The following is a 14,147-nucleotide window of genomic DNA, read 5'->3' as shown; positions in this document are numbered from 1 at the left end:
GACAACGCCGGGTGACGAGCGCAACAGCGCTCCTCACCCCCACTGCTACACAAAGTGTGAGGCAGCTTTGGGCCACTTCCGGCCCTAGGCTTTCATCGGCGGTATGTCCGTTTCTCGATAAACGTCCCCCAATAGCGGCCTGTCTGCCACCGGCCCCATGACAGACATAGAAGCGAGCGAACTGCACGTCTGCTTTCCTGAACTGCTTCCCCGAAACCTGCCGTTCCGCTTTCCACCAATCAGCCGTTGGCGGGAAAGCCCAAGTTGATTTTGCCCCGCCTCGGCCGTCAGATCGCCTCCTTGACCCGCGCCGAGAGAAAATCCGGCAGGTCGGCGACCGAATCCAAGATCACATCGGCAATGCCGGCCAGCGATTCGCGGGTGCCGGTGCCGGAGAGCACGCCGACTGCCAGCCCGCAGCCACCGGCACGCGCCATTTCGAGGTCGTGCCTGTTGTCGCCGACCATGGCGATCTCCGCCGGCCTGAGGCCGGTGAGGTCGCTGAAAGCCAGGATGGTGTCGGGCGCCGGCTTCGGATTGGCCACCGCGTCGTAGCCATAGGCCGCGTCGAACAATTGGGCGACGCCGAGCGTCACCAGCGTCTTTTCCGCGCCGCTGGTCGAATCATTGGTGGCGACGCCAAGCCGGTAGGATTTCCTGTGCAAGGCCGTCAACGTGTCGACGATGCCCGGCAGCGCCACGGCCATCGCCGAGCCCTGCACAGAGGTGATCTCGTTGAAGCGGGCAACCGCAAGCATCTGGTCCTCGTTGGACAGGCGCGGAAACCACAATTCGACGACGTCGAGATTGGTGCCGGACGCAAAGATCGAGTCGGGCTTGAAGCGTTTGTTGGCGAAATCGAAGCCGGCGGCGGCCAGCAGCCTGTCGGCTTTCCAGCGATCGCCTTCGGACGCATCCATGGCCATGAAGTCGGCAACGCCGAGCCAGGTTGCGTTGAAGTCGACAAGCGTGCCGTCCTTGTCGAACAATATTCCCTTGATGTCTGCCAAGCTTTTCACTCCGCGCCACGCAAATGGTGGATGAATCCCACAAGGCCAGCGGTCGATGCATCCCGCTTGGCGGCACTTTCCTTGCCCTCCACGACAGGCAGAAGGCCGGTGGCCAGTTCCTTGCCGAGCTCGACGCCCCACTGGTCGAAGGAGTTGATGTCGAACAGCGTGCCCTCGACGAAGACGCGGTGCTCGTAGAGCGCGATCAGCCGGCCGAAGGTGCGTGGGTCGAGTTTGCGGTAGAGGATGGTCAGCGAGGGCCGGTTGCCCGAGAAGACGCGGTGCGGCGCTATCTTGTCGACGTCGGCCGGCTTCATGCCCTTGGCCAGCATCTGGGCGCGGGCTTCGTCCAGCGTGCGGCCCTTCATCAGCGCTTCCGACTGCGCCAGGCAGTTGGCGAGCAGCAGATCGTGCTGGTGTTTGAGTTCCGGCTCGTGGCCGACCGCCGCGGCGAGGAACTCGACCGGGATGAAATCGGTGCCCTGGTGCAGCAGCTGGAAGAAGGCATGCTGGCCGTTGGTGCCGGGCTCGCCCCAGACCAGCGGTCCGGCCGGCGTCGTCACCTCTGTGCCTTCGAGGGTGACGCTCTTGCCGTTCGATTCCATGTCGAGCTGCTGCAGATAGGCCGGCAGCCTGGACAGGCGCTGGTCATACGGGATGACGGCGCGCGCCGGGTAGCCGCAGATGACGCGATGCCACCAGCCGACCAGTCCAAGCAGCGCCGGCAGGTTCTCCTGCACCGGCGCGGTGCGGAAATGCTCGTCCATCTCATGCGCGCCATCGAGGAAGGCGCGAAAATTCCGCGGGCCGACAGCGATCATCACCGGCAGGCCGATGGCGCCCCAGAGCGAATAGCGGCCGCCGACCCAGTCCCAGAAGCCGAAGACGCGATCCGGCTCGATGCCGAACTTGGCCACCAGGTCGAGTGCGGTGGAGACGGCGGCGAAATGCTTGCCGACCGCTTCCTTACCCAGTGCTTCCTGCACCCATTTCCGAGCGGTTTCGGCGTTGGTCATCGTTTCGACGGTGGTGAAGGTCTTGGAAGCGATGATGAAAAGCGTGGTTTCGGCGGAGAGGCCCTTCAGCGTGTCGTGGATATGGGCGCCGTCGATGTTGGAAACGTAATGTGCGCGCGGCCCGTCATGATAGGGCGCCAGCGCCAGCGTCGCCATGGCCGGGCCGAGATCGGAACCGCCGATGCCGATGTTGACGATGTCGGTGATCTTCTTGCCGGTGGCGCCAGCCGCCTTGCCCGAGCGCACGGCATCGGCAAAGGCGCCCATGGCGTCGAGCACGGCGATGACGTCAGCCTTGACGTCCTGGCCATCGACGGTGACGCCCTTGCCGGTCAGGTTGCGCAGCGCCGTGTGCAGCACGGCACGGTCCTCAGTGACGTTGATCTTCTTGCCGGCGAACATGGCGGCGCGGCGGCCTTCGAGATCGGCGGCCTGGGCGAGCTTTTCCAGCAGCTCCATGGTGGTCGCGTCGACCGCGCATTTCGACCAGTCGAGCAGCAGATCGCCGTCGGCAGCGGAGAATTCCACGAACCGCTTGGGATCGGCGGCGAAGGCCTGGCGCATGCTGGCGGGCGCCGCCGCGCGGTGGTCACGCAAGGCGGCGAGCTGTTTTTGAAAGGACGATTGATCCACTGCCAAACTCCGAGACCTCGAGCCATCATTACGGACCGGATGTTTCCGGCGCGTGTCGTCGCGACAATCTATCGGGCCGAACTCCACCCGTTTCAATGCGCAGCGATGACGCACACCGTCACCCCAGCGATGACGCAGACGTCACGCGGCGATCACGCAGACGTCACGTACGGTGTCATCGCCGGGATGAGGCGCCGCGTCACCCCAGGATGCCGCAACGCGGCATCAAAAGGACGTGAAGGATCACTGGCATAAATCCCAACGATCAGAAAAATTGATTGGCGCAACCCCTTGTGCCACGGTTACGTTCGGCTGGTCCAGCCAAGCGAAAAAGGCTGGCCATCGAGGAAATCTCCCATGCCACAGCGAAACGACACGGCGATATGGTCCGGCCTGTTCCGGATTTCGGCCGAATCCGGCCAAACCCTGCAGGCGCAGATCCGCCAGGCCATCGTAGCCGCCATTCTCGACCGCCAGATCGCCGCTTCGATGCCGCTTCCTTCCTGCCGGATCCTGGCCGAAAAACTTGGCGTGGCTCGCGGAACCGTGGTGCTGGCGTTCCAGCAGCTCGTCGACCAGGGTTTCCTGGTGGCGCGCGAGCGGCGTGGCCATTTCGTCAATCCCGATGTGCTGGCGACACCGGCCAAGCCCCACCAGAAGGCGCCCGACCAGGCCAACGAGATCGACTGGAAGGCACGCCGCAAGATCGCCGCAAGCGACATGCCGCCGCCAGCGAAGCACGAGAACTGGATCAAGTCGTCCTATCCCTTCGTCTACGGGCAGTTCGACCCGGCGCTGTTCCCGACCGCCGAGTGGCGCGAGTGCAACCGCATGGCGCTTGCCGTGCTGGAAATCCGTAACTGGGCGTCCGACATGGTCGACCGTGACGATCCGCTGCTGATCGAGCAGATCCAGGCGCGGCTCCTGCCCCGGCGCGGCATCTTCGCCAATCCGGACGAGATCATCGTCACGCTGGGCGCTCAGAACGCGCTCTACATGCTGGCGACGCTGCTGATGTCCAAAGGCTCCAAGGTGGCGATGGAAGACCCGGGCTATCCCGACGCCCGCTCGATCTTCCGCCTTGCGGGCGCGGAGATACAGCCGGTGCCGGTCGACCAGTCCGGCATCGTAACTGCTTCTATTGCCAACGATTCCGGGTTCGTCTTCGTCACGCCAAGCCATCATTGCCCGACCATGGTGCCGTTGTCGGCGGAGCGGCGGCAGGATCTTCTGGCGCGCGCCAACCGCTACAACCAGATCATCATCGAGGACGGCTATGACAGCCAGCTTCTCGACGAGGCACCGCAGCAAGCGCTGAAGAGCCTCGATCGCTCCGGCCGCGTCGTCTATGTCGGCTCGATGTCCAAGACGCTGGCTCCGGGCCTGCGGCTCGGCTACATCGTGGCGTCCGCCGGACTGATCGCGGAGCTCAGGGCGCTGCGCCGCTTCATGCTGCGTCACCCGCCGGCCAACAATCAGCGCGCCGTAGCGCTATTCCTGTCGCTCGGCCACCACGAGGCGCTGGTGCGGCGGCTGTCTTCAGCCTTCGACGAGCGGCGTAAGCGGCTGGTCCATGCGATTTCCGCCTTCCTGCCGGAATGGCGTTCGACCGATTCGGCCGGCGGCACGTCGCTGTGGCTCGAAGGGCCGCGCGGCACCGATTCGCGCGGGCTGGCCGAGGCAGCCGCCTCGCGCAGCGTCATCATCGAGCCAGGCGACCGTTTCTTCGATCGCACTGAAAAGCCTTCGCGTTTCATGCGGCTGGGCATCTCGTCGATCGCACTGCAGCACATCGAGCCAGGCATTCGCGAACTGGCCACGGCCGCCGGACGCAGACCCGCGGCCGCCTGATCCATCGTCGATCTCTCGTGACCGGAGCCGTTCGCAGCGGCTCCGGTATTTTAGCTCTGGCACATGGAACTGGGCCAGCTGGCCCATAGGATGGGCCAGTGCCAGCGGCATAGTCGGCGTCAGGGGAAGAAGCAGGCCGATGGTGGACCAACCGCCACGAGTTCCTGCCGACGAAGGTGGAGTGCTTCCATGCCAGTGGCTGTCGAACAGCAGGACACGCCGGCGAACCGTCGTCCGCAGCGCTCCGGTCTTCGCGAAACAGGACATGCCATGCGATCATCTCCCCTGGTGGAGGATACCAGACCACAGCACAAGGCCATCGAGGGCGGCGGCTACGGGCCGCTGCGCGGGGATGACCGCGAGCGTATCCACGAGGGCGTGCTGACGCTTTTGGAGACAGTGGGTTTCGCCAACGCCATTCCTTCCTGCATAAAGGTGCTGACCAAGGTGGGGGCGGTCCACGGCGACGATGGCCGGGTCCGCTTTCCGCGCGCGCTCGTGCTCGACACCATCAAGCGAGCGGCACGACATTTCACGCTTCATGGCCAGGACCCCAGGCACGACATGGTGGTCCAGGGCAAGCGCGTGCACTACGGCACGGCAGGCATCGCCGTGCACCTGGTGGATCTGGAGAAGCGCGAGTACCGCGAGTCCAAGCTGCAGGATATTTATGATGCCGCCCGCATCGTCGACGGGCTGGACAACATCCATTTCTTCCAGCGGCCGATGGTGGCGCGCGACATCGCCGATCCGCTCGAGATGGATTTCAACACGCTTTATGCCTGTGTGATGGGAACATCGAAGCACGTCGGAACATCCTTCACCGTGCGTGAGAACGTGAAGCCTGCGCTTGAAATGCTGTACGCCATCGCCGGCGGCGAGGAGAATTTCCGTGCCCGGCCGTTCGTTTCCAACTCCAACTCATTCGTCGTGCCGCCAATGAAGTTCGCCGAGGATGCCTGCGGCGTGCTTGAGGCCTGCGTCGAAGGCGGCATCCCGATCCTGCTGCTGTCGACCGGCCAGTCCGGCACCACGGCACCCGCGGCGATGGCCGGCGCCGTCGTGCAAGCAGTGGCCGAAGTGCTGGCCGGCCTGGTCTATGTCAACGCGCTCAAGCCCGGCCATCCGGCGATCTTCGGCGCATGGCCGTTCATGTCGGACCTGCGCACCGGCGCCATGGCGGGCGGGTCGGCCGAGCAGTCGGTGGCAACGGCGGCCTGTGCCCAGATGGCGCAATTCTACGACCTGCCCGGTGGCTCCGCCGCCGGCATGACGGATTCGAAATTGCCCGATATTCAGTCCGGCTACGAAAAGGGCATCACCAATGTGATGGCCGGCCTCTCCGGCCTCAACCTCGTCTACGAGGCGGCCGGCATGCATGCCTCGCTGCTCGGCTTCTGCCTGGAAAGCCTGGTCATCGACAACGACATGCTCGGTCATTGCCTGGGCTGCGCGCGTGGCATCGACGTGACTGACGAGGCCCTGTCGATCGACAGCATCGCCGAGGTCTGCCTCAAGGGTCCGGGCCACTATCTCGACAACGAACAAACGCTCAAGCTGATGCAGACCGAGCACTTCTATCCCGCCCTCGGCGATCGTTCCTCGCCGAAGGAATGGAACGAAAAAGGCCGGCCTGATATATTGCTGCGTGCGATCATCGAGAAGAAACGCATTCTTGCCGAGCGATTTCCGCGCCACGTGCCAAAACAGGTCGACGACAGATTGCGTGCCCGCTTCGGCAACCTGATCCACCTGCCGCGCACGCAAATGGGCGGCTGACCGGAGACGAGTTCGTGCAGCCATACAGCCACCACCCGGAGCCAATTCAGGACGGGAAACCGCTTCACACTTTTCCTGGAATTGCGCTCTTCGTTTGACGCAATTCCTAACAGAAAACCGCTTCACACTTTTCCTGGAATTGCTCCGGGATCAACCATCGGGCAGAATGACAAATGAGTGTGCATCCTATCCAGCAAGCACCCACCGACGGCGACGCGATCGATCGGCTGGTGGCATCTCATCAGCCAGGTCACGGCCTGGTGCGTGCCTTCTATCATGATCCGGCGATCTTCGAGCGCGACATCGAACGTGTTTTTCGCCGCCATTGGCATTGCCTGGCCCATGCCAGCGTTATCCCGAACCCCGGCGATTTCGAGCTGTTCAAGCTGGGCGACGAGGCGGTCATCCTGACACGCGGCATGGATGGCACCGTGCATGCCATGCTCAATGTCTGCCGCCACCGTGGTGCCGAGGTCTGCACCAAGGAGAAGGGCAATGCGAAGATGTTCGTGTGCCCCTACCACGCATGGGCCTATTCCAATGACGGATCCTTGCGTGCCGCGCGCCTGATGCCAAAGGATTTCGACCGCTCGGCGCACGGGCTGAAGAAGCTTCATGTCCGCGTCGCTTCCGGGCTGGTCTTCATTTCCTTCGCCGAGACGCCGCTCGATTTCGATCCGATCGAACAGTCGCTGCGCACGAGCTGCGGCCAATATGGCTGGGGCGACGCCAAGGTGGCGTATCGTCAGTCCTATCCGCTCGACGCCAACTGGAAGCTCGCCGTCGAGAACTATGTCGAATGTTACCATTGCGGGCCGGCGCATCCGGAATATTCGCAGACGCATGCGCTGGAAAAACCGGCCGAGATGATCGAGCAACTCAATGCCGCGATGGAGCAACGCACCTGCGCGCTCGGCATCGAGATCGGCAGCGCCAACCGCTGGCAGAACTCGGCCGCCGGACAGGAGGCGATCCACACTTTCCGCTATGCGCTCTATGACGGCGTTTCCAGCGGCAGCAAGGACGGCTCGCCGGTCGCGCCGCTGATGGGCCGTTTCACCGACTATGATGGTGGCGTGACATCGATCCATCTTGGCGGTACGACCTTTCTCGTCTGTTATCCCGATCACGGCATGATCTATCGTTTCATCCCGAAAACAGCTGGTACCTGTGAGATGGAGCTGATCTGGCTGGTGCGCGGCGACGCGGTCGAGGGCCAGGACTACGATCTGGAGAAGCTGACCTGGCTGTGGAAGGTCACCACCGAAGAGGACAAGAAGATCATCGAGCACACCGCGCGCGGCGTGCGCTCGCACTATTTCGTGCCCGGACCGATCGCGCCGATGGAATACAACGAACTGCGCTACATCGGCTGGTATCTCGAGGAGATCAGCCGGGCCTGATCGGCTCGGCTGCCGCAGGGGATCAGGCAGATCTTGCCTAATTGTGCCACAGACGCATAGGTGCCCGGCGGCGGCTCGTCGGGCCAGCGATCCTTCATCAGGTTGACGATGGTAAGCTTCACGCCCTCCGGCACAAGGGCTGGATGCAGATCGGCGCCGCGCAAGGCATCGTCGAGCTGCCTCAAGTCGCCCGAACGGCCGAACATTCCGAGGAAGCCGAGGGAAGAGCGCCGTCCGGCCATGATGTTTCCTTCCGTTTCCAGCCCACTTAGGTGGTGGGCAAGCGGATTACAAAGGCGGTGCTGTCTAACCAGCCGCCGCCAGCAAGACCCCTGCAAGGGCGGATAGCGCGAGTGCCGGCAGCATGCCGACTTTCAGCTTCAGGATGGCGACCATGGCGGCTACGGATAGCAAGGCCGCACGCCAGTCGATGGACGAAAGCACCGGCACGTTCATGCCAAGCCCCGTCGCGTGCACCTCACGGAAAATGACATGCAAAGCAAACCATAGGGCCAGATTCATGATCACCCCAACAATTGCGGCGGTGATAGCGCCCAGTGCGGCCGACAATGCCTTGTTGCCGCGCAAGGCCTCGATGTAGGGCGCCCCGAGGAATATCCAGAAGAAGCAGGGCGTGAACGTGACCCACAGGGTGAGCAGCGCCCCCAGCGATCCGGCAAGTAACGGGTCGAGCGAGCCGGAATGGCGGAACGCGGCGATGAAGCCGACGAACTGCAGCACCAGGATGAGCGGTCCTGGCGTCGTTTCTGCAAGTCCAAGACCGTCCACCATTTCACCCGGCGCCAGCCAGCCGAAGGACTGGACGGCTGCCTGCGCGACATAGGCGAGCACCGCATAGGCGCCACCGAAGGTGACGACAGCCATCAGGCTGAAGAACCGGCCTATCTCGGTCCAGACGCTTGCGGAGCCGGTGAACCACCAGATCAAAAGAACAGGCCCGAGCCAGATCGGCAGCCAGATGGCGAGGGTGCGCGGCGCGTGCCATTTGGTCGGTTTGACATGGGCCAGTTCGCCACGCTCGAACATCAGGTCGACCGCTCCCTTGGAGTCGGCAACACCGTCCTTGGCATGGGCCGAGCCGGAAAACAGGCCGGGAGCAACGCGGTCCCCCAGCCATCCCGTCAGGCCGGCGAGAAGGACGATGAGCGGAAACGGCACATTCAACGCATAGATGGCAATGAACGCCGCGACCGCGATCGACACCATGACCCGGTTCTTGAGGGCGCGTCGCCCGATCCGGATCACCGCCTCGATGACAATGGCGAGCACCGCCGCCTTCACCCCGAAAAACAGCGCCGCGACGAGCGGCATGTCGCCATAGAGGACGTACAGGCTGCTCAAGGCGAGCATGACAAGCGCGCCCGGCACGACGAACAGGATGCCGGCGACAAGGCCACCGGCCGTCCTGTGCAGCAGCCAACCGATGTAGATGGCGAGTTGCTGGGCTTCCGGGCCAGGCAGCAGCATGCAGTAATTCAACGCATGCAGGAAACGCCGTTCCCCGATCCAGCGCCGCTCCTCGACCAGTTCCTTGTGCATCAGCGCGATCTGCCCGGCCGGTCCGCCAAAGCTGAGCAATCCGATTTTCGCCCAGACCTTCGTGGCTTCCGCGAAGGTCGGCGCAGCCGGCGGCTCGACGGTCACCGCCTTATTGTCGGGGACAAGAATGGTCATGACGGTTTACCTGCAGCGGGCCAGTTGTGCGTTTCTTCGGTGGCGTCGCGACACCAGCGGAAGAACGCGTCGTAGAGCAGCATGCCTGCTTCCAGTTGTTCCAAATCGTCGCGGAACATACGCGACAGACCGAGCGAGGCAGCCAGAAAACCGGCCGCCTGGGGCACCAGGTCGAGGCTTGCGGTGTCGGCCGCGCGCACGATCAACGCCAGGCGATCGAGCGCCCCGGATTCCAACCCGAACTCCTCGATCATGGTGTCGAAGGTGCAGCGTTCGCCGCGATGGCTCCAGAACACATTGTCGATGTCGAACGGCACGGCCTGAAAGCGGTCGGCAACAGCCAGCACTTCAGCGGGTTCGACAAACAGGAACACCGCATCAGGGTCGAGGAAACGCCGGATCAGCCATGGGCAAGCGATGCGGTCGACCTTCGGGCGGGATCGCGTCACCCAGACGGTGGCGCCCTTTTCATTGCGTGGCGGCAACTTGGCGGTGCGGACCAGAAGCCCCCCGGCATCGCGCCAGGCCTCAAAGCCGCCTTCAAGGGATTCGGCTGATATCCCCTCATGGCGCAGCCATGCGACGACGCCTTGCGAGAGCTTTTGCCCCTTCTGGCAGACGACGGCCACCGGCTTGCCGGCGAATGCAGCGGCCCAAGTCGAAACGGTTTTGAAATCGCGCCGGCACGAGGCCGGCAACAGGCGCGGATCGGCGTCGAAATCTTCATCTATGCGAACATCGACAATGACAGGTGCACCCGGCAGACCTATGAGCCGGGACAATTGCGGTGCGGTGATAGCGGTTGTTGACGGCATGGCGTCCACCTCCTGAAAAGAGAAGCTTGGACGCGAACGTTGGGCTGACGCCTCACGGGGTCGTCGCGATGCACCCCTTGTCATGATGGTGGATTTGTTGGGCGCGCTTGTCAAGGACGGTGACCGTTCTCGACCTACCCGGCCGGGATGCAACACACTGACCGGAAAACCGACGGCGGCCTGATTTGATCAAGCCGCCATCCGTCGATCCAGAATCAATGATTGTCCCGCGGCACGCCGCTGGTGTGCGCGACATCCTGGTATTTCACCGCCGGCTTCAGCACCATTCCCTCCGAGAACTGCGCGACCATGCCGCGCTGGATCTCCTGCCAGGGTGTCTGGTGCTTGGGATAGTGGAAGCCGCCATTGTTCTGCAACTCGGCGCGGCGCCGGGTGATCTCGTCGTCGGTGACGAGGATGTCGGCCGTACCCTTGCGCAAGTCGATGCGGACACGATCGCCCGTCTTGAGCAGCGCCAGTCCGCCGCCAATCGCCGCTTCCGGCGAGGCGTTGAGGATCGAGGGCGAACCCGACGTGCCCGACTGGCGGCCGTCACCGATGCAAGCGAGCGCGTGGATGCCCTTCTTGATGAGATAGGCCGGCGGCTGCATGTTGACGACCTCGGCACCGCCGGGATAGCCGACCGGGCCAGCGCCGCGCATGAACAGGATGGTGTGTTCGTCGATGCCTTGCGCCGGGTCGTCGATGCGGGCGTGGTAATCCTCCGGCCCGTCGAAAACCATGGCGTTACCTTCGAAAGCCTCGGGATCCTTGGGGTTGGAGAGATAGCGTTCGCGGAATTCCGGCGAAATGCCGCTGGTCTTCATGATCGCCGAATCGAACAGATTGCCCCGAAGATTGATGAAGCCGGCATTGGCCTTCAGCGGCTTGGCGACAGAGCGGATGACGTCGGGATTTTCGTTGGCAACGCCCTCGCTGTTCTCACCGATCGACTTGCCGTTGACGGTGCGCGCGCCGGGATGCGGCAACAGCCCGCCCTTCATCAGTTCGGCGATGACCGCCGGCACGCCGCCGGCATGATGGTAGTCCTCGCCGAGATATTCGCCCGTCGGCTGCAAATTGACCAGCAGCGGCACATTGAGGCCGACCGTCTGCCAGTCGTCATTGTCGAGCTTGACTCCAAGGTGGCGGGCGATGGCGTTGAGATGGATAGGCGCGTTGGTCGAGCCGCCAATGGCCGAATTGACGACGATGGCGTTCTCGAAAGCCTCTCTCGTCATGATATCGGACGGCTTCAGATCCTCATGCACCATCTCGACGATGCGTTTTCCGGTCTCATAGGAAATCTGGCCGCGCTCGCGGTAGGGCGCGGGAATGGCGGCCGAGCCCGGCAACTGCATGCCAAGCGCCTCGGCCAGCGAGTTCATCGTGGTGGCGGTGCCCATGGTGTTGCAATAGCCGGTGGACGGCGCCGACGAGGCGACGATATCCATGAACTCGTCATAATCGATCTCGCCGGCCGACAGGCGCTGGCGTGATTCCCAGACGATGGTGCCGGAGCCGGTGCGCTTGCCCTTGTGCCAGCCATTGAGCATCGGGCCGACCGACAGGGCGATCGCCGGGATGTTGACGGTGGCCGCCGCCATCAGCAGGGCCGGTGTCGTCTTGTCGCAACCGATGGTCAGCACGACGCCATCGAGCGGATAGCCGTAGAGCACCTCGACAAGGCTGAGATAGGCAAGGTTGCGGTCAAGTGCCGCGGTCGGGCGCTTGCCGGTCTCCTGGATCGGATGGCAGGGAAACTCGAAAGGAATGCCGCCCATCGAGACGATGCCTTCGCGCACACGCTTGGCGAGTTCGATATGGTGACGGTTGCAAGGCGACAGATCCGAGCCGGTCTGGGCGATGCCGATCAGCGGCTTGCCGGACATCAATTCGGCGCGCGTCAGACCGTAATTGAGATAGCGCTCGAGATAGAGCGCCGTCATGCCCGGGTTGTCGGGATTGTCGAACCACTCCTGCGAGCGAAATTTTTTCTTATGGGTGGGGGCGCCTGCCATCATGGTCTCCGTATTTGTAAGACAAATCGATATGGCAACGCGCGGGAGCAGGCAAGAGGGCGTGCGGTCGCAACCGGACTTTGGTGCGATAGACACGCACCGAGCCGTGCATTACGGGTTCGGGCAGTCTTGTCCGGGAGGTTTTCATGGCTTTGGTGATCGAAGGCGAGGAGCGCATTGCCGCACCGCTGCAAAAAGTGTGGGAAGCGCTGAACGATCCCGAGGTCTTGAAGGCGACGATTCCCGGCTGCCAGAGCCTGGAGATGAAGTCGCCGACCGAGATGGCGGCGACCGTGGTGGTGAAGATCGGACCGATCAAGGCGACGTTCAAAGGCGAAGTGACGCTGAAGAACCTGAAGCCGCCGCACTCCTACACCATCCAGGGCGAAGGCAAGGGCGGCATTGCAGGATTCGCCAAGGGTGGCGCCGACGTGACGCTGACGGCGGATGGACCCGACGCCACGATATTGAACTACGCGGCCAAGGCCGATGTCGGCGGCAAGATCGCACAACTCGGCAGCCGCCTGATCGAATCGACCTCGAAGAAACTGGCTGGACAGTTTTTTTCCAGCTTTGGCGAGAAGGTCGGCGCGGCCTAGGCTGCAGCACGGCGGCGCCTGCTATTCAAACACAATACTCGGCACGGCAGCAGCAGCCGCACCACGCTCTTCGTTGACCCGGTCCCAAACCTTCGAGGCGATGTCGCGGTAGATTTTCGCCTCGGCGCCGTCAGGCTTGGAGACGACAACCGGGGTGCCGGCATCCGAGCTTTCGCGAATGCCCATCTCGAGCGGCACTTCGCCGAGGAAGGTGACGCCGAGGCGCTCGGCCTCGCGGCGGGCGCCGCCATGGCCAAAGATGTCGTAGCGCTTGCCGGTGTCCGGGGCGATGAAATAGCTCATGTTCTCGACGATGCCGAGCAACGGGACGTCGACCTTCTTGAACATGTTGAGGCCTTTTCGCGCGTCGATCAGGGCCAGGTCCTGTGGGGTCGAGACGATGACGGCACCAGCCAGCGGCACCTGCTGGGCCATGGTCAGCTGCGCGTCGCCAGTGCCGGGCGGCATGTCGACGACGAGCACGTCGAGACGGCCCCATTCGACCTCACGCAGCATCTGCGTCAGCGCCGACATCACCATCGGGCCGCGCCAGATCATCGGGGTTTCCTCGTCGACGAGGAAACCCATCGACATCACCTTCAGGCCGTAATTCTCCATCGGTTTCAGGACCTTGCCGTCGACGGTCTGCGGCCGGCCGTGGATGTTGAGCAGCCTGGGCATGGACGGTCCGTAGATGTCGGCATCCAGCACGCCGACGCGCAGGCCGTTGGCGGCGAGGCCGAGCGCGATGTTGACGGCGGTGGTCGACTTGCCGACGCCGCCCTTGCCGGAGGCGACCGCAATGATCGCCTCGATACCGGGCACGCCACGCTTGCCCGAGCTGTGCGAGGCGGGCGCGTGCGGAGCCGCACGCGGCGCGGCAGTAGCGGGCGCAGCCGGCGGAACGGGCCTGGGTGCGGCGCGCGACGGAACCGGCGCCTCCATGCCGCCGCCCTTCTTCTCGGCCGTCAGCGCGACGACGGCGCCGGCGACACCGGGGATCGCCTTGACGACGCGCTCGGCGGCGGCGCGCAGCGGCTCCATTTCCTGGGCACGGGCGGCGGGAACGGTAATCGAGAAGAAGACCTTCCCGTCGGCGATGAAAATTTCCGAAACCATGCCGAGGTCGACGATGTTGCCGGTAAAATCCGGCCCGTTGACTGTCTTCAGACGCTCGGTGACGATTTCCTTGGTGACGGACATGGCAGTTTTTCCTTACGCAGCTTGCGCCTGAGATGCAGCTTGCACCCGAGATAATGCAGTTTCCGGACAGAACCAAGCCGTGGAGCAATGGCTGCCTTGGCGTGCCTGGAAAAGCGGCGGGT

General features: G+C 63.5%; 10 protein-coding genes and 1 pseudogene. 4 read left to right on the top strand and 7 right to left on the bottom strand.

From position 1 onward, the window contains the following. Positions 1-287: 287 nt before the first annotated feature. Both AC0L2U_RS08775 and pgi read right to left on the bottom strand, forming a co-directional pair. The gene (locus AC0L2U_RS08775) at positions 288-1,010 is read right to left on the bottom strand and encodes an HAD family hydrolase (RefSeq protein WP_127808079.1); all 723 of its coding nucleotides are present in this window, start codon (positions 1,008-1,010) and stop codon (positions 288-290) included. A 5-nt stretch (positions 1,011-1,015) separates the two neighbouring features. After that, positions 1,016-2,665 carry a glucose-6-phosphate isomerase gene (gene pgi / locus AC0L2U_RS08770; protein ID WP_473563747.1) on the bottom strand — a complete coding sequence of 550 codons (1,650 nt, stop codon included), beginning with the start codon at positions 2,663-2,665 and terminating at the stop codon, positions 1,016-1,018. A gap of 351 nt (positions 2,666-3,016) precedes the next feature. On the opposite strand from pgi, the gene pdxR reads away from it, so the two are divergent. The 3 genes from pdxR (at position 3,017) to AC0L2U_RS08755 (ending at position 7,692) form a co-directional block, all read left to right on the top strand. Further along, positions 3,017-4,510: a MocR-like pyridoxine biosynthesis transcription factor PdxR gene (gene pdxR, locus AC0L2U_RS08765; RefSeq protein WP_128287522.1), complete on the top strand. Its 1,494-nt coding sequence runs from the start codon at positions 3,017-3,019 to the stop codon at positions 4,508-4,510. A gap of 189 nt (positions 4,511-4,699) precedes the next feature. Continuing rightward, complete coding sequence (locus AC0L2U_RS08760) at positions 4,700-6,289, top strand: trimethylamine methyltransferase family protein (protein WP_473601741.1); 1,590 nt, start codon at positions 4,700-4,702, stop codon at positions 6,287-6,289. Positions 6,290-6,462: 173 nt separating this feature from the next. Continuing rightward, positions 6,463-7,692, top strand: coding sequence for an aromatic ring-hydroxylating oxygenase subunit alpha (locus AC0L2U_RS08755; RefSeq protein WP_128287520.1), 1,230 nt, complete (start codon positions 6,463-6,465; stop codon positions 7,690-7,692). 23 nt (positions 7,693-7,715) lie between these two features. On the opposite strand, the pseudogene AC0L2U_RS08750 reads toward AC0L2U_RS08755, so the two are convergent. The 4 genes and pseudogenes from AC0L2U_RS08750 to AC0L2U_RS08735 form a co-directional block, all read right to left on the bottom strand. Beyond that, positions 7,716-7,934: pseudogene (locus tag AC0L2U_RS08750) on the bottom strand (hypothetical protein); the annotation flags it as partial. A 64-nt stretch (positions 7,935-7,998) separates the two neighbouring features. Further along, on the bottom strand, positions 7,999-9,387 hold the full coding sequence (gene chrA / locus AC0L2U_RS08745; protein ID WP_128287518.1) for a chromate efflux transporter: 1,389 nt from the start codon (positions 9,385-9,387) through the stop codon (positions 7,999-8,001). Continuing rightward, on the bottom strand, positions 9,384-10,202 hold the full coding sequence (locus AC0L2U_RS08740; RefSeq protein ID WP_128287556.1) for a chromate resistance protein ChrB domain-containing protein: 819 nt from the start codon (positions 10,200-10,202) through the stop codon (positions 9,384-9,386). The genes chrA and AC0L2U_RS08740 overlap by 4 nt, the downstream gene beginning before the upstream one ends. Positions 10,203-10,417: 215 nt before the next feature. Beyond that, a complete protein-coding gene (locus AC0L2U_RS08735) occupies positions 10,418-12,223 on the bottom strand; it encodes an IlvD/Edd family dehydratase (protein ID WP_023811496.1) in 1,806 nt (601 codons plus the stop codon). Positions 12,224-12,369: 146 nt separating this feature from the next. On the opposite strand from AC0L2U_RS08735, the gene AC0L2U_RS08730 reads away from it, so the two are divergent. Continuing rightward, the gene (locus AC0L2U_RS08730; RefSeq protein WP_128287517.1) at positions 12,370-12,822 is read left to right on the top strand and encodes an SRPBCC family protein; all 453 of its coding nucleotides are present in this window, start codon (positions 12,370-12,372) and stop codon (positions 12,820-12,822) included. A gap of 21 nt (positions 12,823-12,843) precedes the next feature. Here AC0L2U_RS08730 and AC0L2U_RS08725 read toward each other — a convergent pair whose 3' ends face one another. Further along, on the bottom strand, positions 12,844-14,025 hold the full coding sequence (locus AC0L2U_RS08725) for an Mrp/NBP35 family ATP-binding protein (RefSeq protein ID WP_473601740.1): 1,182 nt from the start codon (positions 14,023-14,025) through the stop codon (positions 12,844-12,846). Positions 14,026-14,147 lie beyond the last annotated feature (122 nt).

The organism is Mesorhizobium sp. WSM4808, assembly GCF_055811675.1.
This window is presented reverse-complemented; position numbering and strand designations above follow the sequence as displayed.

Excerpts from the sequence above, each read along its gene's own strand:
- pdxR (WP_128287522.1), top strand. The coding sequence starts at position 3,017 with ATGCCACAGCGAAACGACACGGCGATATGGTCCGGCCTGTTCCGGATT.
- AC0L2U_RS08760 (WP_473601741.1), top strand. The coding sequence starts at position 4,700 with ATGCCAGTGGCTGTCGAACAGCAGGACACGCCGGCGAACCGTCGTCCG.
- AC0L2U_RS08755 (WP_128287520.1), top strand. The coding sequence starts at position 6,463 with ATGAGTGTGCATCCTATCCAGCAAGCACCCACCGACGGCGACGCGATC.
- chrA (WP_128287518.1), bottom strand. The coding sequence starts at position 9,387 with ATGACCATTCTTGTCCCCGACAATAAGGCGGTGACCGTCGAGCCGCCG.
- AC0L2U_RS08740 (WP_128287556.1), bottom strand. The coding sequence starts at position 10,202 with ATGCCGTCAACAACCGCTATCACCGCACCGCAATTGTCCCGGCTCATA.
- AC0L2U_RS08735 (WP_023811496.1), bottom strand. The coding sequence starts at position 12,223 with ATGGCAGGCGCCCCCACCCATAAGAAAAAATTTCGCTCGCAGGAGTGG.
- AC0L2U_RS08730 (WP_128287517.1), top strand. The coding sequence starts at position 12,370 with ATGGCTTTGGTGATCGAAGGCGAGGAGCGCATTGCCGCACCGCTGCAA.
- AC0L2U_RS08725 (WP_473601740.1), bottom strand. The coding sequence starts at position 14,025 with ATGTCCGTCACCAAGGAAATCGTCACCGAGCGTCTGAAGACAGTCAAC.